The organism is Rhizorhabdus sp. GW822-FHT03C02 (genome assembly GCF_058801765.1).
On sequence record NZ_JBXANN010000014.1, the window covers coordinates 89,582 to 110,244 of the forward strand.

15 protein-coding genes are annotated in these 20,663 nt (G+C 67.0%); 11 read left to right on the forward strand and 4 right to left on the reverse strand.

The features are described from left to right. The first annotated feature begins 2 nt into the window (after positions 1–2). Together AC1RM6_RS26095 and AC1RM6_RS26100 are read left to right on the forward strand one after the other, a co-directional pair. On the forward strand, positions 3–3,179 hold the full coding sequence (locus tag AC1RM6_RS26095; protein WP_493106754.1) for an efflux RND transporter permease subunit: 3,177 nt from the start codon (positions 3–5) through the stop codon (positions 3,177–3,179). Further along, positions 3,176–4,645 (forward strand): efflux transporter outer membrane subunit, encoded by a 1,470-nt coding sequence (locus AC1RM6_RS26100; RefSeq protein WP_493106756.1) that lies wholly within the window; start codon positions 3,176–3,178, stop codon positions 4,643–4,645. The genes AC1RM6_RS26095 and AC1RM6_RS26100 overlap by 4 nt, the downstream gene beginning before the upstream one ends. A gap of 76 nt (positions 4,646–4,721) precedes the next feature. Here AC1RM6_RS26100 and AC1RM6_RS26105 read toward each other — a convergent pair whose 3' ends face one another. Further along, positions 4,722–5,828 (reverse strand): hemerythrin domain-containing protein, encoded by a 1,107-nt coding sequence (locus AC1RM6_RS26105; protein ID WP_493106758.1) that lies wholly within the window; start codon positions 5,826–5,828, stop codon positions 4,722–4,724. Positions 5,829–6,043: 215 nt separating this feature from the next. Between AC1RM6_RS26105 and AC1RM6_RS26110 the strand changes: the two genes are divergently transcribed. The 4 genes from AC1RM6_RS26110 to AC1RM6_RS26125 all read left to right on the forward strand — a co-directional run bounded on the left by AC1RM6_RS26110 (position 6,044) and on the right by AC1RM6_RS26125 (position 12,254). Beyond that, complete coding sequence (locus AC1RM6_RS26110) at positions 6,044–8,803, forward strand: TonB-dependent receptor (protein WP_493106760.1); 2,760 nt, start codon at positions 6,044–6,046, stop codon at positions 8,801–8,803. 10 nt (positions 8,804–8,813) lie between these two features. Continuing rightward, a complete protein-coding gene (locus tag AC1RM6_RS26115) occupies positions 8,814–10,025 on the forward strand; it encodes a histidine-type phosphatase (protein WP_493106762.1) in 1,212 nt (403 codons plus the stop codon). Between the two features lie 119 nt (positions 10,026–10,144). Next, positions 10,145–10,996 carry a transglutaminase family protein gene (locus AC1RM6_RS26120; RefSeq protein WP_493106763.1) on the forward strand — a complete coding sequence of 284 codons (852 nt, stop codon included), beginning with the start codon at positions 10,145–10,147 and terminating at the stop codon, positions 10,994–10,996. 61 nt (positions 10,997–11,057) lie between these two features. Continuing rightward, positions 11,058–12,254: a DUF2252 family protein gene (locus AC1RM6_RS26125; RefSeq protein ID WP_493106765.1), complete on the forward strand. Its 1,197-nt coding sequence runs from the start codon at positions 11,058–11,060 to the stop codon at positions 12,252–12,254. Positions 12,255–12,401: 147 nt separating this feature from the next. Here AC1RM6_RS26125 and AC1RM6_RS26130 read toward each other — a convergent pair whose 3' ends face one another. The 3 genes from AC1RM6_RS26130 to AC1RM6_RS26140 all read right to left on the reverse strand — a co-directional run bounded on the left by AC1RM6_RS26130 (position 12,402) and on the right by AC1RM6_RS26140 (position 13,896). Next, on the reverse strand, positions 12,402–12,863 hold the full coding sequence (locus AC1RM6_RS26130; protein ID WP_493106767.1) for a hypothetical protein: 462 nt from the start codon (positions 12,861–12,863) through the stop codon (positions 12,402–12,404). A 68-nt stretch (positions 12,864–12,931) separates the two neighbouring features. Continuing rightward, positions 12,932–13,519, reverse strand: a complete 588-nt coding sequence (locus AC1RM6_RS26135; protein WP_493106769.1) for a peptidase S14 — start codon at positions 13,517–13,519, stop codon at positions 12,932–12,934. Beyond that, the gene (locus tag AC1RM6_RS26140) at positions 13,516–13,896 is read right to left on the reverse strand and encodes a response regulator (RefSeq protein WP_493106771.1); all 381 of its coding nucleotides are present in this window, start codon (positions 13,894–13,896) and stop codon (positions 13,516–13,518) included. The genes AC1RM6_RS26135 and AC1RM6_RS26140 overlap by 4 nt, the downstream gene beginning before the upstream one ends. Positions 13,897–14,152: 256 nt before the next feature. On the opposite strand from AC1RM6_RS26140, the gene AC1RM6_RS26145 reads away from it, so the two are divergent. The 5 genes from AC1RM6_RS26145 to AC1RM6_RS26165 all read left to right on the forward strand — a co-directional run bounded on the left by AC1RM6_RS26145 (position 14,153) and on the right by AC1RM6_RS26165 (position 20,617). Beyond that, entirely contained in the window at positions 14,153–14,440 is a 288-nt protein-coding gene (locus AC1RM6_RS26145) for a hypothetical protein (protein ID WP_493106773.1), read from the forward strand. 216 nt (positions 14,441–14,656) lie between these two features. Continuing rightward, the gene (locus AC1RM6_RS26150; RefSeq protein ID WP_493106775.1) at positions 14,657–15,781 is read left to right on the forward strand and encodes a sensor histidine kinase; all 1,125 of its coding nucleotides are present in this window, start codon (positions 14,657–14,659) and stop codon (positions 15,779–15,781) included. Then, complete coding sequence (locus tag AC1RM6_RS26155; RefSeq protein WP_493106777.1) at positions 15,781–16,170, forward strand: response regulator; 390 nt, start codon at positions 15,781–15,783, stop codon at positions 16,168–16,170. The genes AC1RM6_RS26150 and AC1RM6_RS26155 overlap by 1 nt, the downstream gene beginning before the upstream one ends. Positions 16,171–16,302: 132 nt before the next feature. Next, on the forward strand, positions 16,303–16,911 hold the full coding sequence (locus tag AC1RM6_RS26160) for a flavodoxin family protein (protein ID WP_493106779.1): 609 nt from the start codon (positions 16,303–16,305) through the stop codon (positions 16,909–16,911). A gap of 193 nt (positions 16,912–17,104) precedes the next feature. Next, on the forward strand, positions 17,105–20,617 hold the full coding sequence (locus AC1RM6_RS26165) for a PAS domain-containing hybrid sensor histidine kinase/response regulator (protein ID WP_493106781.1): 3,513 nt from the start codon (positions 17,105–17,107) through the stop codon (positions 20,615–20,617). The last annotated feature ends 46 nt before the right edge of the window (positions 20,618–20,663 follow it).

Below are 20,663 nucleotides of genomic sequence, written 5' to 3' on the forward strand. Positions count from 1 at the left end.
CCATGATCTCACGGATATTCATCGACCGACCCATCTTCGCATGGGTGATCGCGATCGTGATCATGCTGCTGGGCGTCGGCGGCATATTGACCATGCCGGTCGAGCAATATCCCGACATCGCGCCGCCGTCGGTCAACATCCGCGCCAACTATCCCGGCGCCTCGGCCGAGACGGTCGAGACCAGCGTCACCCAGATCATCGAGCAGCAGCTCACCGGGATCGACGGGCTGATCTATTTCTCGGCCAATTCGAACTCGTCGGGGTCGGTCGGCATCACCGTGACCTTCCAGAAGGGCACCGACCCCGACATCGCCCAGGTTCAGGTCCAGAACAAGGTCCAGCAGGCGCTGTCGCGCCTCCCTCAGCAGGTCCAGCAGCAGGGCCTGACCGTCACCAAGTCTAACGCCGACTTCCTGATGGTCGTCGGCATCTATGACGAAACCGACCGGATGACGAGCGCCGACGTCTCCGATTTCCTGGTGTCGAACCTGCAGGATCCGATCGGCCGGCTTCCCGGGGTCGGCGACGTCAATGTGTTCGGCGCCCAATATGCGATGCGCATCTGGCTCGATCCGTACAAGCTTTCGGCGGTGTCGCTGATGCCGAGCGACGTGATCACCGCGATCCAGGCGCAGAACACGCAGGTAGCCGCCGGCCAGATCGGCGGCCAGCCGAGCCCCGACGCGCAGATGCTCAACGCGATCGTCACCGCGCGCTCGCGCCTGACCAATCCCGATGAGTTCCGCAAGATCATCGTCAAGACCCAGACCGATGGATCGAAGGTCCTGCTCGGCGACGTCGCCCGGGTCGAACTGGGCAGCGAAAGCTACAACTCGACCAACCGCCTCAACGGACATCCCGGCACCGGCATCGCAATCCAGCTCGCCCCCAATGCCGACGCACTCAAGACCGCCAAGCTGGTCCGCACCTTCATCGAGCAGAAGGCGAAGAGCTTTCCCGACGGCGTCACCTATGCCTTCCCCAACGACAGCACCCGCTTCATCAAGCTGTCGGTCCGCGACGTCATCGAGACGCTGATCGAGGCGATCATCTTGGTCGTGCTGGTGATGTTCGTGTTCCTGCAGAGCTGGCGCGCGACCCTGATTCCCGCGGTCGCGGTGCCGGTGGTGCTGCTCGGTACCTTCGGCATCCTCGCCGCCGCCGGCTTCACGATCAACACGCTGACCCTGTTCGGGATGGTGCTGGCGATCGGCCTGCTCGTCGACGACGCGATCGTCGTGGTCGAGAATGTCGAGCGTGTGATGGACGAGGACCCCGACATTTCGCCGCGCGATGCGACGATCCAGTCGATGGCTGAGATCAACACCGCGCTGATCGCGATCGCGCTGGTGCTGTCGGCGGTGTTCCTGCCGATGGCCTTTTTCGGCGGATCGGTCGGCGTCATCTACAAGCAGTTCTCGATCACGATCGTGTCGTCGATGGTGCTGTCGGTGGTGGTCGCGCTGATCCTGTCGCCCGCGCTCGCCGCGACCCTGCTCAAGCGGGCGAGCGAGGAGGAACGGGCGAAGCGCGGCCGCTTCGTCGCCAAGGCGCATGACTATGGCGACCGCTTCAACGCCTGGTTCGCGCGCACCTCCGATCGCTATCGCGACCAGGTCGCCCGGCTGTTCGGCCATATGACCGCGGTGATGCTGGTGTTTGGCGTGATCGTGGTGCTGCTCGTCGTGCTGTTCCTGCGGCTGCCGACCAGCTTCCTGCCCGCCGAGGACCAGGGCATCGCGCAGCTCCAATATAATCTGCCGCCGGGCGCCACCCAGGCCCGCACGATGGAGGCGGCCAAGAAGATCGAGCAATATTTCCTCACCCAGGAAAAGAAGAATGTCGCCGCGATGCTGATGGTCGTCGGACAGAGCCAGGCCGGCACCGGCCAGAATGCCGGCCGCGGCTTCATGGCGATGACCGACTGGGCCGATCGCAAGGGCAGCGAGAACACCGCCGAAGCGATCACCAAGCGCGCAACCCGCGCGGTCGGGCACCAGTTGCGCGACGTGCAGTTCTTCGCGCTCAACCCGCCCGCGGTGCGCGGCCTCGGCCAGTCGACCGGCTTCACACTCGAATTCCAGAATTCGGGCGGCCTCAGCCGCGAGGCCTTCAAGGCCGCCCGCGACAAGCTGATCGACGCCGCGTCGAGCGATCCCGCGCTCGCCCAGGTCCGCCAGAACAGCCTCGAGGACACCCCCACCCTCGGCGTCGATATCGACCAGGAAAAGGTCGGCGCGCTCGGGATCAGCCAGGCGGCGGTCGACGCGACCCTGTCGTCGGCCTGGGGCGGCAATTATGTCAACGACTTCGTCGATCGCGGCCGGGTCAAGCGCGTCTATGTCCAGGGCGATGCCCCCTATCGCAGCCGGCCCGAGGATCTGAACAACTGGTTCGTGCGCAGCACCACCGGCCAGATGGCGCCCTTCTCGGCCTTCTCGACCAGCCACTGGACCCGCGCCCCGAGCACCTTGGCGCGCTTCAACGGCCTGCCGACCTACGAGATCCAGGGCCAGGCCGGCGAGGGCAAGAGCTCGGGCGAGGCGATGGACCGCATCGCCGAGATCGCGTCGCAGATCCCGGGGATCAGTGTCGCCTGGGCAGGTCTCTCCTATCAGGAGCGGCTGTCGGGCAGCCAGACCCCCTATCTCTACGCGCTGTCGCTGCTGGTGGTCTTCCTCTGCCTCGCCGCACTCTACGAAAGCTGGTCGATCCCGTTCGCGGTGATGCTGGTGATGCCGCTCGGCCTGTTCGGCGCGACGCTGGCGGTGCTGTTGCGCGGACTCGAGAACGACATCTTCTTCCAGGTCGGTCTGCTCACCACCATGGGGTTGTCGGCGAAGAACGCGATCCTGATCGTCGAGTTCGCCGAGCAGGCCGAGAAGGCCGGCAAGACCCCGACCGAGGCCGCGCTCGAAGCCGCCCGCCTGCGCCTGCGTCCGATCATCATGACCAGCCTTGCCTTCATCTTCGGCGTGCTGCCGCTGGCGATCTCGACCGGCGCCGGCGCCAAGAGCCGGGTCGCGATCGGCACCGCGGTGATCGGCGGCATGACCACCGCGACCGTGCTGGCGATCTTCTTCGTGCCGTTGTTCTTCGTGCTGGTGCGCAAGCTGTTCGGCGCCAAGGGGCATGACGTGGCCCCGCCGGCCGCCCCCGCGACGGAGGCCGAGGCATGATCCGCACCGGACGACTCCTGGCGACCGCGGCGCTTGTCGGTGTGGCTTTGACCGGCTGCACGATGGCGCCGGACTATAAGCGCCCTGCCCCGCCGGTCCCGGTAAGCTGGCCCGCCGGCGACGCCTATCTGCGGCAGAGCGAGGCGACCTTGCCCTCGGTCGGCTATCGCGACATCTTCCGCGATCCGAAGCTGCAGGCGATCATCGGGCGCGCGATCGCCAACAATCAGGATCTGCGCGCGGCGCTCGCCAACGTCACTTCGGCGCGCGCCCAATATCGGGTCGCGCATGCCGCGATCTTCCCGACGCTCGATGCGACCGGGCGGGTGTCGACGGTCAAGAGCGCGAGCGGCGGCGGTTCGGTCAACACCGGGACCACCGGCAACAGCAGCGGCGGCAGCGGTGGCGCCAACACCAGCTATACGCTGCAGGGCGGGGTCACCTCGTTCGAGGTCGATCTGTTCGGCCGGCTCAACAGCCTGAGCAACGCCGCGTTCGACGAATATCTCGGCACCGAGGCGGCATTGCGCGCGGTGCGACTGACGCTCGTCTCCGAGGTCGCCAATGCCTATCTCCAGCTCGCCACCGATCGCAGCCTGCTCGCGATCGCCCGCGATACCGAGGCGAGCGCGGCCAAGGGCGTCGAGCTGACCTCGGCGCGGCTGAAGGGCGGGATCGCCCCGCGCACCGATCTGCGCCAGGCCGAGACCGTGCTGGCGACCGCGCGCGCCGACATCGCCTCGCTGACCACCGCGATCGCGCAGGACCGCAACGGGCTCGAACTGCTGGTCGGCGCCCCGGTAACCGATGCCGAACTGCCGGCCTCGCTCGACGACACCGACGACCAGCTGTCCGAACTGCCCGCCGGGCTCGATTCGTCGATCCTGCTGCGCCGCCCCGACGTGGTGCAGGCCGAATATGTGCTGCGCGCCGCCAATGCCCGGATCGGCGCGGCACGCGCCGCCTTCTTCCCGCGGATCGCGCTGACCGCGATCGCCGGTCTCGCCAGCGGCGGCCTGTCGACCCTGTTCGACAACGGCGCCTTCACCTGGTCGGTGCAGCCCTCGGCGACCCAGACGATCTTCGATTTCGGCGCCAATGCCGGCAACCTCAAGGACGCCAAGGCCCAGCGCGACCGCGCGGTCGCCGACTATGCCAAGGCGATCCAGACCGCCTTCCGCGAGGTCGCCGACGCGCTCGCCCGGCGCGGCACGATCGACGAACAGCTCGCCGCCAACCGCCAGCTCCAGGACTCGGCCGCCGACAGCTTCATGCTCGGCACCGCGCGCTACAAGGAAGGCATCGACAGCTATCTGACGACGCTCGACGCCCAGCGCACCCTCTACAGCGCGCGCCGCACTTTGGCGTCGACCCGGCTCGAACGCGCGCAGAATCTGGTGGCGCTGTACCAGACGCTGGGTGGGGATCAGACGATCGAAGACAAGGCTCTGCCGAAGGCGCGGTGAGGTTACAGCGTCGTGCGCAGCTCCACACTCGTCATCCCGGCGGAGGCCGGGATCTCAGAAGGCAAGGGCGCGCCCCTCAGGCCAGCTTGAACCCTTCCTTGTTCGCCGCCGCGGTCAGCTTCGCATTGCCCGCCTCGCCGAGCCCGGCGTGGAGCGGCGGGAAGATCGAGTCCTCTTCCTCGCGGATATGCGCCTCGAGATCGGCGCGGAATGAAGCGATCTTGTCGAGGAAGACCGGCGACGCATCGTCGAGATTGTCGAGGTCGTAGAGATATTGCTTCACATAGCCATGGTCGTGATTGAGCTTGTCGGCATCGGCCTTGTCGCCCCAGTCGCGTAACGCGGTATAGACGACATTCTCCTCGGTGAAGGCATGTTTGCCGAGCGCATGTTTGAGCTGGGTCAGCAGCACCGCGCGCTTCGCCGGCTGCGCGTCGCTGGTCGCCTCGATCTGGTCGAAAATCGCGAGCGCCAGTTTGTGCTCGACCTTGAGCGCCTCGAGCCAGTCGCCCGCGACCACGCTCGGCGCCTGGACGATCGCCTTGCGGCCGAGATTGACGGCGAGACCGGTGACGATCCCGGCGGCAGCCGCGCCGAACAGCGCGGCGGTGCGGCCGGTGGCGGCGGACTTCGCGCGATCGGCGACCTTGGCCGTGCCCTTGCGGGCGGCGGCGGGCGCCGCGCTCGCCTTGGCGGCGGCGCGCCTGATGCTCTTGTGGGCGGTCTTCGCCAGCGAGGCGGCGCTGTCGGCGGCTTCCTTCGCCGCCGGCGCCACCGCCGCGGCCGGTACCGCCGCAACCTTGGCCGTGGCCGATCGCGCCTTGCCCGCTACCTTGGCAGCGGTCTTTTCGACCTTGACCGCCTCGGCAGCCACCGCGTTGCTCGCCTTGGCAACCGTCTTGCGCACCGCCTTCACCGCAGGAGCCGCCGCCCCCTCGACGTTGGTTATGGTCGAGCGCTTGCGCGCGGGTTTGGCCGGCGTCGCGGTCTTCGCGCGGGCCGGCTTGCCGTCGGCGACCGCCGCCTCGAGCGTCTTGCGGTCGTTGCCGACCTCGGCGATCAGCGCCCGCGTCTCGTCGCGCGTCAGGTCGTGCTTGCGCGCAAAATAATCGACTTCATAGGTTTCACCCGACGCGACCGTATCGCGATCGCCGGCACCGCGCTTGCTCAAATCGTCGACCATGATGCTGCTCCCGAATGTTCGGGCGCTCAACCGTGCAGAAAATCCGCAGTTCCAGCCGTTTCGGTACCGTGTGGATGATTCTCGCTGATCCAGATCAAGTTCCATATCGCCGATCGATCGCCCGCGGCGCACATTCTGTAATGTTTTGGAAATGATTTGGAAATGTTTCTGACCCGATCCGCGCCTACCGCCGCGCGATAATCAGGGGGAACATCATGACCTATCCACTCCGCGCCAACCTGTTGTCGTGCTCGGCGCTGGCGGCGCTTTCGCTGGTTGCCGTCCAGGCCGATGCCGCGACGATCCGCGGCCGTGTCGTCGACCAGGCCAAGGGCGCGTCGCTGCCCGGCGCCACCATCCGCGTCGCCGGATCGTCGGCCTCGACCACCAGCGCCACCGACGGCAGCTTCACGATCGACAATGTCTCCGCCGGGCCGCAGCAGCTCTCGGTCGACTATGTCGGCTATGACAGCGCCAGCGCGACCGCCGAGGCTTCCGATGCACCCAAGCCGGTCGAAATCGGCCTCAAGGTCAGCGGCAATGACGGCGAGGCGATCGTCGTCACCGGCACCCGCCTGGCCGAGGCGCGCGCGCTCCAGACCAAGCAGATCGCGATCAACAATGTCGAGGCGCTCTACGCCAACGATGTCGGCAAGCTGCCCGACCAGAATGTCGCCGAAGCGGTCCGCCGCCTGCCCGGCCTGTCGGTCGCCAACGACCAGGGCGAAGGCCGCTACGTCATCATCCGCGGCATCAACCCCAATCTCGTCAATGTCACCCTCAACGGGCTCACCCTGCCCGCCCCCGAGCCCGACGGCCGCCAGGTCAAGCTCGACGACATCCCCTCGGCGCTGATCAGCGCGGTGGTGGTCACCAAGTCGCTCACCCCCGACCAGGACGCCAACGCGATCGGCGGCGAGGTCGACATCCGTACCCTGAGTGCCTTCGACCGCAACAAGCCCTTCTTCGTCGACGCGCGCGGCGCCTATGGCCGCTACAAGATCAACAAGAAGAACCCCTATGAGCTCGACGGCCAGCTCGGCGGGGTGTTCGGCGCCGACGACCAGTTCGGCGCGGTGATCTCGGTCAATTTTTCGAAGCGGCCGATCGAGTCCGAGAATTTCCAGGGCTCGACCGCGTATAACGCCGCCGGCCAACCCGACCAGTACGGCCTGCGCGACTATAATCTCACCCGCAAGCGGATCGGCGCGGTCGGCAATTTCGACTGGCATCCGAACGACGCCACCAAGATCTGGCTGCGCACCAGCTATTCGAAGTTCACCGACAACGAGATTCGCGACCAGAACCGCGTCGACAGCCTCGCCTATCCGACCGCGACCCCGGGCACCTTCACCGGCCGCGGCAGCCTGCTGATACGCCGCCGCGAGGAGAAGGACAACACCAAGTCGGCGCAGCTCGGCGGCAATTTCGATCTCGGCGCCGGCCATCTCGACCTGTCGGGCGCCTACACCCGCGCGATCAAGAATGACCCGCTGCGGTCCGAATTCAACTTCCGCACCTCGAGCACCACCGCGATCCGCGGCACCTACGACCTCACCCAGTCGCCTTATGCCTTCGTCCAGACGACGACCTACGACCCGACCACGATCCAGCTCAACAGCGTCAATTACGACAAGCGTCACGCCCAGGAGGATCTGTGGCAACTGCGCGCCGATTATACGCTGCCGGTCGCGATCGGCGACGGTTCGACGATCAAGGCCGGCGCCAAATATCTGAACCGCCACAAGACCAACAATCGCGACTTCCAGCAGTTCGGTCGCGGCACCGCCAATTTCTTCGCATCGAACGCGACCTATACCGGCGATACCGATTTCTATAACGGCGACTATATATTCGGCCCGCGGATCGATTACGACCGCGCCCAGGCCTATGCGACCAGCACCGCCAACGCGCTGGCGCAGAGCGCGTCGAACCGCACCAGCACCGTCAACAACAGCCTGGTCAACGACTATGACGTCCGCGAGAAGATCAGCGCCGGCTATGTGATGGCGACGCTCAAATTCGGCGACCTGACGGTGATGCCGGGGGTGCGGGTCGAGCACACCAAGGACAGCAACAAGGCCAAGCTGATCACCGCGACCTCGACCGTCGGCGACGGCTTCAACAGCTTCGGCGGCAAGAGCTACACCGACTTTTTCCCCGGCGTGAATGTCCGTTACGAGCCGGTCAGGAGCGTGGTGGTACGCGGCGCGGTCACCACCGCGATCGGCCGCCCCAACTACCCCGATCTCGCGCCGTTCATCTCGGTCGACACCACCACCAGCCCGGTGACGATCACCAAGGGCAACCCCGCGCTCGATCCGTACAAGGCGGTCAACGCCGATCTCGGCATCGAATATTATCTGCCCGGCCAGGGCGTGCTGTCGGTCGGGCTGTTCTACAAGAATATCGACAACCCGATCTACAGCCAGTCGGTCGCGGTCGCGAACGGCACCTTCGCCGGCCAGACCTTCGCGACCGCCAATGTCGTGACTCCGCTCAACGCCGACAAGGCGATCGTCAAGGGCATCGAGTTCAATGCCCAGACCCGCTTCACCTTCCTGCCGGCGCCGTTCGACGGGTTCGGCGTCTCGGCCAACTACACCCACATCTCGGGCCATGGCGAAGCCTCGTTCCGCAGCGGCAATTTCCCGCTCTTCTTCCAGTCGAAGAATATCGGCACCGCCCAGCTCTTCTTCGAGAAATATGGCTTCGCGGCGCGGATCGCCTATTCCTACCGCTCCAAATATCTCGACGCGCTCGGCGCCACCGCCGCGACCGACCAATATACCGACAATAATGGCCAGCTCGACGTCCATGCCAGCTACCAGATCATTCCGCAGGCGACCGTCTTCATCGACGGCACCAACCTCAACGATGCCGCCTGGCGGCGCTTCATCGGGGTCAAGAGCCAGTTGATCGAGCGCGAGCGCTACGACTATGCCGTCCGTGGTGGCGTACAGGTCCATTTCTAGGATGACGACGATGTCGAGCGCGGCGAAGTTCCTGCTGGCGGCCGCCACCGCCGGGTTCGCCTGCGCGGCCCAGGCGGCGCCCGCCGCACCCACGCTCAGGACCGAACGGGTGGTGCTGCTGATGCGGCACGGCCTGCGCCCGCCGACCAAGAATCCGCCGATGGCCGGGGTCGCCGCCGAGGCCTGGCCGGCCTGGCCGGTCAATCCCGGCTGGCTGACCCCGCACGGCGCCGCCGCGGTGCGGATATTGGGCGGCTATGACCGCGCCCTGCTGGCGCGATCGGGGCTGTTCGCGGCCAAGGGCTGCCCGGCCGCCGGCAGCGTGGCGCTGGTCTCCGACAGCGACCAGCGCACGATCGCGACCGGCGACGCCTATCTCGAGGGGCTCGCCCCCGGCTGCGGCATCGCCAATGTCCACCGGCCGCAGGACCAGCCCGACCCGATGTTCGGCGCGATCGAGGCCGGCGCCGGCGGGTTCGACGCCGCCCGCGCCCGTGCCGCGGTCGAGCAGGCGCTCGGATCCGGCGGGATCGCCGCCGCCGAGGCCGAACAGCGCGACGCGCTCGCGCGGATCGACCGCATCTATTGCGGATCGGCGACCAGCGGCTGCGGGGTCACCGCCAGGCCGAGCGGACTGGCCGACATCCAGCCCGGCAAGCGGCCCAAGCTCACCGGCGCGCTCGACCTCGGATCGACCGCCGGGCAGATCCTGCTGCTCGAATATGGCGATGGCAAGCCGATGGCCGAGGTCGGCTGGGGCCGCGCCAGCCGCGCCGACGTGACCGCGGTCGGCGCGCTCCACGCCGCCGAGTTCCGCATCCTCGCCCGCCCGCTCTACATCGCCGCGCGCAACGTCGCGCCGATCGCGAAGACGATGCTCGGCGCGCTGACCGATCCCAAGGCCGCGAAGCTGACGGTGATCGTCGGCCACGACACCAATGTCGCCAATCTCGGCGGGCTGCTCGACCTCCACTGGCAGGCCGATGGCCTCGCCGCCGACGATCCGCCACCGGGCGGCGCGATCGGTTTCGCGCTGCTGCGCGACGCCAAGGGCGGGCGTTTCGTCCGTGCGATCTTCCGCAGCCAGTCGCTCGACCAGATGCGCGGGCTCAAGCCGCCCGCGGCGAAAGATTTCGTGCAGCTCGCCATTCCGGGCTGCCCGGGCCCGTGCCGGCTCGATACGTTCGAGCGGCTGATGAACGAGCAGCTCAAGGCCGACTGATCGCGGCACGACGTTGCGCACGAACCGAACGCGATCGCTTCCGGTTTCGCAGGCGCAAACCCACACGGCTATATTTCCGCCGACACCGGCCGATTCCGCGCGCCGCGCGTTCGAGCGCGATGCAGATCGATATCCACCACCGCACACGCTACCGGTTCGCGCGCCCGGTGGCGCTGCTCCCGCACCGGCTGTTGTTCACCCCGCGCAGCAGCCATGAGCTGCGGATCGTCGACAGCGCGCTGACGCTCGATCCACCGGCGACGATCGCCTGGACCGACGACATCTTCGGCAACCGCATCGCCACCGCCAGCTTCGCCGCCCCGGCCGACCGGCTGACGATCGACATCGCGCTGACCGTCGAGCAATCGGCGCCCGAATGGCCGGTCTATGCGATCGCGGTCGAGGCGCATGGCTATCCCTTCGCCTATGACGACGACGATGCGACCGATCTCGGTGCGCTCAGGGTCCCCGAGCCGGGGCAGGCGATCGCACAATGGGTCAAGGGCTTCATCGCCGGTGATCGCACCGATACGCTGGCGCTGCTCAAGGACATCAACGCCGGCATACTCGGCCATGTCGCCTATCGCACCCGCGACGAGGAAGGCACCCAGAGCCCCGAGCAGACGCTGGCGCTCGGCAGCGGGTCGTGCCGCGACATCGCCGCGTTGTTCATCGACGCGGTCCGTCACCTGCGGCTGGGGGCCCGTGCGGTGTCGGGCTATCTCCACGATCCGCAGATCGTCGATGCCGAGGGCGGATCGACCCACGCCTGGGCCGAGGTCTATCTGCCCGGCGCCGGCTGGATCGCCTTCGATCCGACCCATCGCCGGGTCGGCGGCGCCTATCTGATCCCGGTCGCGGTGGCGCGCGGCAACCGCCAGATCATGCCGGTGACCGGCGGCTATCTGGGCGAAGCCGGCGACGCGACGGGGATGGATGTCGAGGTCGCGGTACACGCGCGGGAAACATAGGCAACCAGGCAGCCTTCTCGACAATCGTGCGTTGACCGTAACGATGACAGCAGGAGCGGGCATGGACGAGATCGAGGGCGCACGACACGACAAGCTGCTGCGCATCCAGGCGCTCAAGATGGCGGAATCGACCCACGCCTATGTCCGGGGCAACACCGTGCAATTCTACCACTGGCTCGCGGCGTCGCGCTTTCGCGCCGACCTGCCGGTAGGGCCGCCGGTGTGGATCTGCGGCGACTGCCATCTCGGCAATCTCGGCCCGGTCGCCGACGCCGACGGCCGGGTCGAGGTGCAGATCCGCGACCTCGACCAGAGCGTGATCGGCAACCCCGCGCACGACCTGATCCGGCTGGGGCTGAGCCTCGCCACCGCCGCGCGCGGATCGGCGCTGCCCGGGGTCACCACCGCGCGGATGATCGAGGAGATGGTCGAGGGCTATGACCATGCGATCGCCCGCCACGAGAGCGACGACGATATCGAGCCCAATGTCGTGCGCGCGGTGCGGCGCCGCTCGATCGGCCGGCGCTGGCACCATCTCGCCGAGGAACGGCTCGACGATCCCAAGCCGAGCATCCCGCGCGGCAAGAAATTCTGGCCGCTCGCCGACGAGGAGCAGGCCGCGCTCGACACATTGTTCGGCAGCAAATCGGTCAAGGCGATGATCCGGTCGCTCGGCGACCGCGAGGACGGCCACCGCGTCAGGCTGGTCGACGCCGCTTATTGGGTGAAGGGCTGCAGTTCGCTCGGCAATCTGCGCTACGCCGCGCTGGTGGCGATCGGCGGAACGAAGAAGGCGCCCGACGAATATGCGCTGATCGACCTCAAAGAGGCGGTCGCAGCCGCGGCCCCCGCCGCCGCCGGGGCCGACATGCCCCGCGACCATGCCGAACGCGTCGTCGCCGGCGCCCGCGCGCTCGCGCCGCATCTCGGCGACCGGATGCTCGCGACCCATCTGCTCGGCAAGCCGATGGTGCTGCGCGAGTTGATGCCGCAGGACCTCAAGATCGAGCTCGAGCAATTCTCGCGCCAGGAGGCGACCCGCGCCGCGCGTTATCTCGCTTATGTCGTCGGGGTCGCGCATGGCCGGCAGATGACCGCCGATGTCCGTCGTTTCTGGCGCGCGGCGCTCGCCGAACGCCGCGGCGGCACGATCGATGCGCCGTCCTGGCTGTGGAACAGCGTGGTCGAGCAGGTCTCGCTCCACGAGGCGGCCTATCTGGAGCATTGCCGGCGCTTCGCACTGGCGAGCGCGGCTTGAGATTGAAAAATCCTCCCTAAACCGCAGGTTTGGGGAGGGGGGCCGCTCGCAGAGCGGTGGAGGGGTCTGCGCAGCGTTTGCGGAACGGAGAAACCCCTCCACCGCTACGCGGTCCCCCTCCCCATCTGCGATGGGGAGGATCAGGGTTCACCCCTTAGCGCGCAGCCGCCTGGCGTTCGAGGTCACCCGCTTGTGGATCGGTGCCATCGCCCGGTTCGATGCGCCTGCGGCATGTTCGGTGCTGGCCAGCGCGAACGCCATGTTGCGCGAGGCAAGCGTGCCCCATTCGTCCATCGTCGGCAGCCGGCCGCGCAGCATCATCGCGCCGAAATTCTCGAACTCGCGCATCCAGGCGCCATGGGCCTCCCACAGGTCGGTCGCGGCGGCGAGGCCGGCCTTCGACAGCGCCTCGGTCTTCTCGGGCACCATCCGCAGCAGTTCGCGGGTGTCGGCCTCGCCGGGGCGCGACAGCGCGACCCCGATCATCTCTGCCCGCGCCCGGATCACCTCGTTCGAGGCGACCAGCATCTCGACCGCGCGGACATTGGTCTGGGCCATTTCGGCGCCCGCCGCGATCAGGCGCTGCCAGGTGGTGAAGGGATTGAACATGATGCGTTCCTCGACGGCGGCAGGACGGACAAAGAGACGATACAGACCCCGTCACCTTTAACGACAATTCAGATGACGCCCTCGATCAGGCCGAGCGACAGCGCCTCCTGGGCTTCGATGTACCAGTTGGATGGCGCCTTATCGAGTACCGTCGCCATCGTCACGTTCGATCCCGCGATCAGGTTGGCGAAGCCCTCGTTCTGGATCTCGATCGAGCTTTCGATCTCGTGCAGCGTCGCCTTGACGGTGGCGATGCAGGTGGTGAGCGGCCCCTCGATATGGAGCTGCTTGCTGAGCTTGCGCTCGTGGATCATCAGCCGGGTGCCGCGGGTCAGATAGCGGTTCTGGCGCGCGAAGAAGCTCATGAAGGTGGTGCCGGCCGAATAGATCGCCGCCTTGCCGAGGAAGACGAAGCGGCGGTCGGGATCGAGGTCGCTATGGTAGCGGACGTCCTCGCCCATCATCCGCGCGACCTCGGGATCGCCGCCCAGGGTCGACAGTTCGACGACGATCAGCCCCTTGGCTGGCGCCGCGTCGAGCTGGTCGCGGAAACTCTGGTACATCGCATAGTCGACGGTGTCCGACAGCATGACCGCCGGGTCGCGGAACATCGGCGCGGTCAGCGGCCCCGTCAGCGCCTGGGCAGCGTCGCTCATGCGGCGAGCATCGCGCGGATCCGATCAACGATCGCGCTCTGGCTATAGGGCTTGGGCACGAACAGGCCGTGGTCGGGCATGGCGGCGTCGTCGACGCGATGATGCCCCGAGGTCAGCAGCAACCGGATATCGGGCCAGCGCCGGTGCACCAGTTCGAGCAGTTCGCGGCCGTCGAGGCTGCCGGGCATGTCGACGTCGCTGAACACCAGCTGGACGTCTTCGGCGGTCTCGAGAATGGCGATCGCCTCGTCGGCATTCTCGGCTTCGATCACATGATAGCCAGCGCCCGCGATCATGTCCGCCGCGTCCATGCGGACGAGCGTGTCGTCCTCGACCACCAATATGCTGGCGGAGCCGTCCGCCGGATGTTCACGCATATGCTACTCCCAACGCCTTTCGCCGATATGGCCAAAGGCACAAATCGCGCTGATCCGGCGACATTGTCATAATGCTCGGGCAACACGATCGGATGCATGGAAATCGACATCACGGTGTCGAAACTTGGGACACCGCATTTTTTCTTCACATAGGTCTACGACGACTTGCCAACGACTTCCCCCGCCTGCGCAGGAACGAGCTGCCAGGAGGTTCGTTGAATCCGCGATCCCATATCGGGTGGACAGGAGAGATATTATGGAACGCGATGTCCCCAAGGAACCTTCGACGAGCGATCATGGCCATGCGCCAGGCGCGTTCGGCCAGCCCGATGGAAGCTTTTCTGCCGATGGCGGGATCAACCAGGGCACCGGCGACGCGCCGCTGACCCCCGAACAGGCCGCCGAGTTGCAGCGCCGCCGCGCGCTGGGCAATGCCGTCGACAATAATGCCGCCAGCCACCAGGGCGGCATGGGCGCGCAGGGCGGCCAGGCCGATTTCGGATCGGCGGGCAATCTCGCCGGCGGCTTCGGCGGCACCAAGTGACGTCGCACCGACATTGACGATCGCGCCGCGGGTTCGCGCCCGCGGCGGGTACTTTTGTGCAGTCCAGCACATAAAAAGCGCGGAAATAGGGCTTTTCGTCCAACGGGTGATCCCCTCGGCGTTGCTCGCTTGACGCATCGGCGTGCGCCTGCTCAACCGCAATCGTGTCGATGGTCGGCGATGTAGGCTGGCCGGGTGAGATGGTAGACGAACGTGGTGGACGATATTTCCGCAATCGATAGCGCAGACCCTGGCCACGGCGACTGCCGGCTTGCTGCCCTGCTCGGCTATGCGATTCTCGACACGGCGCCAGAACAGGGTTTCGACGATATCGTCCATATCGCGGCCCATGTCTGCGCCGCCCCGATCGCGCTCGTCAGCCTGGTCGAGACAAACCGCCAGTGGTTCAAGGCGAGGGTCGGCCTCGCAGCAAGCGAGACGCCGATCAATCAATCGGTCTGCGCGCTCGGACTGGGCAGTGCCGAACTGCTGATCATCCCCGACCTGACGATCGATCCCCGAACCATCGAGAACACGCTGGTGACCGGCGAGGCCGCGCTGCGTTTCTACGCCGGTGCGCCGCTGATCGCTCCCGGCGGCGAGGTCATCGGCATGTTGTGCGTGATCGACGTCGTGCCCCGGCCCGAGGGGTTGACCGAAGCGCAGCAATCGGTGCTCGCCGCGCTCGCTCGCCAGGTGATCGCTCAGTTCGAGCTGCGTCAGGCGATCGCCAAGAAGGTCAAGGCCGAAGCGGACCAGCAATTGCTCAACGAAGAGCTGAGCCACCGTCTCAAGAACACGCTGGCGATGGTGCAGGGCATCGCCAACCAGACGCTGCGCGACATCGACGACCGCGTCGCGGTGGAAGCCTTCGACGACCGGCTGATGGCGCTGAGCACCGCGCACGACATATTGCTGCAGGGAAGCTGGGCCAGCGCGGACATACGCGCGATCGTCGCGGGCGGCATCGCGGTGCAGGGGTGCCTGCACCAGTGCGAAATCGCCGGCCCTGACCTGCTGATCGGCCCGCGCGCGGCGCTGTCGATGGCGATGCTCGTCCATGAACTGACCACCAACGCGATCAAATATGGCGCGCTGTCGGATCGGGCGGGCGTTGTCGCGATCGACTGGCGCGTCGAAGGCCACGGCGAGGAAGAGCATTTCGTGATGCACTGGGTCGAGCGCGGCGGCCCAGCGGTGGCGACGCCCGAACGGCGTGGCTTCGGATCGAAGCTGATCGGCATGGGCATTGCCGGATCGCGCGATGTCGAGGAACGTTTCGATCCATCGGGGTTGTCGGCACGTTTCAAGGCACGGCTTTCGCGGATGAAGGAAAGCTGATGGGCAGTGATATCAACGGAATCGCGGCAGAAGCCGACCGCAGGCCGACCATCCTGGTGGTCGATGACGAGATCTTCGTGCGACAGATGGCGGTCGATGCGATCGAGGACGCCGGCTATCATGTGCTCGAAGCCGGCGACGCCGACGAAGCGCTGCAGTGCCTCGAAACCCATGGCGACATCGCGGTGATGTTCAGCGACATCAAGATGCCGGGATCGATGGACGGCCTCGACCTCGCGGCGGTGGTCGAGGCGCGGTGGCCGCAAGTCGCGGTGATCCTGACCTCGGGCCATATGCATGTCGACGATCTGCCGCCGACGGCGATCTTCCTGCCCAAGCCCTATCGGACCAGTGTGCTGACCGCGCGGATCGACGAACTGAACGGCTGACGAACCGGGACGCCGCCCGTTTGGCGGCCATCCAATTCCAGTCTCGCAATGTCACGACATCGGCGTTCATGTCGCGGTGGAACGCGATGCGCGTTGTCGCGTCCTGCTGTTCGCGGAAGAGGAGAACCCACAATGCCGATCAAGGCCCAGCCGATTAACTGCACGCTGAAGCGTGGAACGGGAGAAACCAGTTCCACCGACAAGATGATCGGCCTGCTCGCCGCCGAATTGAAGTCGAAGGGGGTCGAGGTCGCCGGGACGATCCGGATCGCCGATCACAATGTCCTGCCCGGCGTGCTGTCCGACGAGGGCGATGGCGACGAATGGCCGGCGCTGCGCGCGCACATCCTCGACGCCGACATCCTGATCTTCGGTACGCCGATCTGGATGGGCCAGGCGTCAAGCGTCGCCAAGCGGGTGCTCGAGCGGATGGATGCGTTTCTCGACGAGACCGACGACCAGGGCCGGATGCCGAGCTATGCCAAGGTCGCGATCGCCGCGATCGTCGGCAATGAGGACGGCGCCCATTTCATTTCGGCACAGCTGTTCCAGGCGCTCAACGATGTCGGCTTCACCATCCCCGCGGTCGCCGCCTGCTATTGGGTCGGCGAGGCGATGGGATCGACCGATTTCAAGGATCTGAAGACGACCCCCGAAATGGTCGCCAAGACCGCGAAGATGGTCGCGTCGAACGCCGCGCATCTGGCGGGGCTGCTGAAGGCGAAGCCCTATCCGGGATAAGGTGGCCCGCCATTCCGCGTTCGCTTTGCTTATTGTTCCCGCCCTTGAGATCACAGCCGCCGAGCGATAGCCTATGTCCAACGATGAAACGCCCGATCCCCGCGTTGACGACGTGACGCAATCGCCTTCGTCCCCTACAGCCGTCCCGATGCAATCGATCGGCAGTTCCCCCCCCCCGACCGGCACCGGCGACATGCGCCGGCTGATCGGCGATCATGACTGGTCGGCGACCGCGCTCGGCGCGCCGGCGGGCTGGCCGCAATCGCTGCGCACGACGATCGCGGTGATGCTCGATTCGCGCTTTCCGATGTGCATGGGATGGGGCGACGGGCTGACCCTGGTCTACAACGATGCCTATGCGCCGTTCCTGGGCGCGCGCCACCCGACCGCGCTCGGCAGGCCGATCGCGTCGGTCTGGGCGGATGTCTGGGACGACATCGAACCGCTGATCGACCAGGCGATGGCGGGCACGCCGACCTGGTCCGAAGACGTTCCGCTGACGATGACCCGCAACGGCTATGCCGAGGAGACCTGGTGGACCTTCTCCTACAGCCCGCTGCGCGACGATGGCGGCACGATCGTCGGCTTCCTCGACATATGTAGCGATTCGACCGCCAAGGTGCTGCAGGAACGGCGGCTCGATGCCGAGCGCGAGCGGCTCGCCGAGATGTTCGAACAGGCGCCCGGATTCATGGCGATCCTGCGCGGGCCCGATCATGTCTTCGAACGGATCAACCCGGCCTATCGCACGCTGATCGGCGATCGCGACGCGATCGGCCGGCCGGTCGCCGACATATTGGAGGATGCCGCCGCCCAGGGCTATGTCGGGATCCTCGACACCGTCTACCGCACCGGCGAACCCTATGCGGCGAGCGGCGCGCTCTATGCGCGGCAGGCCGCGCCGGACGGCCCGGTCGAGAACCGCTTCCTCGATTTCGTCTACCAGCCGATGACCGACGCAACTGGCACGGTCACCGGCATCCTTGTCCAGGGGATCGACATCACCGACCGGCGCGCCGGCGAGGAGGCGCTGCGCGCGAGCCAGGCCCGCCACCGCCAGATCGTCGACAGCGCCACCGACACGGTGATCATCAGCACCGACCTGCAGGGCCGGGTGACGAGCTGGAGCGAGGGCGCGCGCCGGATCATCGGCTATGACGAGCCCGAAATGGCGGGCAAGCCGATCGACCTGTTCTTCACCCCCGAGGATCGCGCCAGCGGGCGCATGCACCAGGAAATGGCCGAGGCGCTGGTCAGCGGCCTCGGCTCGCACGAAGGCTGGCGGGTGCGCAAGAATGGCAGCCGGTTCTGGGCGAGCGGCCAGATGCAGCCGATCCGCGACGAGCACGGCAACGCCACCGGCTTCGTCAAGATCGTCCGCGACCGCACGATCGAACGCGAGGCGATCGACGCGCTCGAGGCGTCGCAGGACCAGCTGAGCCTGGCGCAGAGCGCGGGCGGGATAGGCGTCTTCATCGTCGACGTCACGACCAACGCGATCCGCGTCACCCCCGAATTCTGCCGGCTCTACGGCGTCGCCCCCGGTCTGGCCCGCCGACCCGAGGAGTTCGAGGCGCTGGTGCTCGCCGAGGATCACGATTTCAGCTCGCACGAGGACACAAGGCGGCTCGGCACCGCACCGACCGAGTCCCAATATCGCATCCGGCGGCCGTCGGACGGCGAGATACGCTGGATCCAGCGCAGCGCGCGGCTGGTCCGCGGCAAGAATGGCGACATCGTCCAGATGCTCGGGGTCGCGCAGGACATCACCGAACGGAAACAGGCCGAGGAGACGCTGCGCGCGAGCGAGGCATTGTTCCGGACCTTCGCCCAGTCGATGCCCAACCAGGTATGGACCTCGCCGGGGAGCGGCCATCTCGACTGGTTCAACGACCGGGTCTACGACTATACCGGCCTGGGCCATGACGATCTCTCGGTCGACAAATGGGCCGATATCGTCCATCCCGACGATCGGCCGATGGCGGGCGCGCGCTGGGCGCATTCGGTGCGGACCGGCGACCCGTACGAGACCGAGTTCCGCATCCGCCGCGCCGACGGTGCCTATCGCTGGCATCTGGTGCGCGCGGTGCCGATCGCCGGCGATGTCGGGGTCGCGCGCTGGATCGGCACCAACACCGACATCGACGAACAGCGCGGCGCGCTCGAAACCCTCGAAACCGCGGTCGCCGAACGCACCGCCGATCGCGACCGGATGTGGCGGCTGTCGACCGACCTGATGCTGGTGTCGGATCTTGCCGGCCGGGTGCTGTCGGTCAACCCGGCCTGGACCCGCATCTTCGGCTGGCAGGACAGCGAGATCGTCGGTCGCAACTTCCTCGACCTGATCCACCCCGACGACATCGCCGCGACCCAGGCGGAGGTGGCGAAGCTCGCGCAGGGGATCACCACCCTGCGCTTCGAGAACCGCTATCAGGCCAGCGACGGCAGCTATCGCCCGCTGAGCTGGACCGCGGTGCCCGACAGCGCGCTGATCCATGCGGTCGGCCGCGACATCAGCGCCGAGAAGGCCGCCGCGGCCGAACTCGAGGCCGCGCAGGACGCGCTGCGCCAGGCGCAGAAGATGGAGGCGGTCGGCCAGCTCACCGGCGGCATCGCCCATGACTTCAACAATCTGCTGACCGGGATCATCGGCTCGCTCGAGATGATGCAGCGGCGCACCCGCCAGGGTCGCGTCGCCGATGTCGATCGCTATGCGACCGCGGCGATGACGTCGGCCAACCGCGCCGCCGCGCTCACCCACCGGCTGCTCGCCTTTTCGCGCCGCCAGCCGCTCGCCCCCAGGGCGGTCGACACCAACGAGCTGCTCGGCGGCATGGACGATCTGCTGCGGCGGACGATCGGCGAGGCGGTCCGGCTGGAGATCCGCACCGCCGCCGCGCTGTGGCCGACCAAATGCGATCCGCACCAGCTGGAGAATGCGATCCTCAACCTCGCGATCAACGCGCGCGACGCGATGCCCGACGGCGGCGCGCTGACGATCGAGACCTGCAATGCCGATCTCGAGGCCGACGACGTCGCCCAGAGCCGCGAGGTGCGGCCGGGCCAATATGTCTGCATCGCGGTCAGCGACACCGGCAGCGGCATGTCGCCCGACGTGATCGCCAAGGCGTTCGATCCCTTCTTCACCACCAAGCCGCTCGGCCAGGGCACTGGCCTCGGCCTCTCGATGATCTACGGTTTCGCGCGCCAGTCCGAAGGCCATGCCCGGATCGAGAGCGAGGTCGGCCGCGGCACCACGGTGAAGATTCTCCTGCCGCGCCACCATGGCGATGCCGACGCCGCCGAAGCGGCGCGATCGGGCCTGAGCGACCAGCATCTGAGCAGCGGCCGCGAGCGGGTGCTGGTGGTCGAGGACGAGGCTGCGGTGCGTGCGCTGGTCGTCGATGTCCTCGACGAGCTCGGTTATGAGGCGATCGAGGCGGTCGACGGCCCGTCGGGGCTGGCGATGCTCGACCGCGACATGGCGATCGACCTGCTGGTCACCGACGTCGGCCTGCCCGGGCTCAACGGCCGCCAGCTCGCCGACGCCGCCCGGGTCAAACGCCCCGGACTCAAGATATTGTTCATGACCGGCTATGCCGAAAACGCCGCGATCGACGGGCTCGACGCCGGCATGGAGCTGATCACCAAGCCGTTCGCAATCGAGACGCTGGCGCAGCGGATCCGCGAGATCATCGACGGCTGATGCCAACGGTCGAAATGCCTGACTCTTTTTTCCGTTCGTGTCGAGA

Excerpts from the sequence above, each read along its gene's own strand:
- AC1RM6_RS26095 (WP_493106754.1), top strand. The coding sequence starts at position 3 with ATGATCTCACGGATATTCATCGACCGACCCATCTTCGCATGGGTGATC.
- AC1RM6_RS26100 (WP_493106756.1), top strand. The coding sequence starts at position 3,176 with ATGATCCGCACCGGACGACTCCTGGCGACCGCGGCGCTTGTCGGTGTG.
- AC1RM6_RS26105 (WP_493106758.1), bottom strand. The coding sequence starts at position 5,828 with ATGGTCGACGATTTGAGCAAGCGCGGTGCCGGCGATCGCGATACGGTC.
- AC1RM6_RS26110 (WP_493106760.1), top strand. The coding sequence starts at position 6,044 with ATGACCTATCCACTCCGCGCCAACCTGTTGTCGTGCTCGGCGCTGGCG.
- AC1RM6_RS26115 (WP_493106762.1), top strand. The coding sequence starts at position 8,814 with ATGTCGAGCGCGGCGAAGTTCCTGCTGGCGGCCGCCACCGCCGGGTTC.
- AC1RM6_RS26120 (WP_493106763.1), top strand. The coding sequence starts at position 10,145 with ATGCAGATCGATATCCACCACCGCACACGCTACCGGTTCGCGCGCCCG.
- AC1RM6_RS26125 (WP_493106765.1), top strand. The coding sequence starts at position 11,058 with ATGGACGAGATCGAGGGCGCACGACACGACAAGCTGCTGCGCATCCAG.
- AC1RM6_RS26130 (WP_493106767.1), bottom strand. The coding sequence starts at position 12,863 with ATGTTCAATCCCTTCACCACCTGGCAGCGCCTGATCGCGGCGGGCGCC.
- AC1RM6_RS26135 (WP_493106769.1), bottom strand. The coding sequence starts at position 13,519 with ATGAGCGACGCTGCCCAGGCGCTGACGGGGCCGCTGACCGCGCCGATG.
- AC1RM6_RS26140 (WP_493106771.1), bottom strand. The coding sequence starts at position 13,896 with ATGCGTGAACATCCGGCGGACGGCTCCGCCAGCATATTGGTGGTCGAG.
- AC1RM6_RS26145 (WP_493106773.1), top strand. The coding sequence starts at position 14,153 with ATGGAACGCGATGTCCCCAAGGAACCTTCGACGAGCGATCATGGCCAT.
- AC1RM6_RS26155 (WP_493106777.1), top strand. The coding sequence starts at position 15,781 with ATGGGCAGTGATATCAACGGAATCGCGGCAGAAGCCGACCGCAGGCCG.
- AC1RM6_RS26160 (WP_493106779.1), top strand. The coding sequence starts at position 16,303 with ATGCCGATCAAGGCCCAGCCGATTAACTGCACGCTGAAGCGTGGAACG.
- AC1RM6_RS26165 (WP_493106781.1), top strand. The coding sequence starts at position 17,105 with ATGCGCCGGCTGATCGGCGATCATGACTGGTCGGCGACCGCGCTCGGC.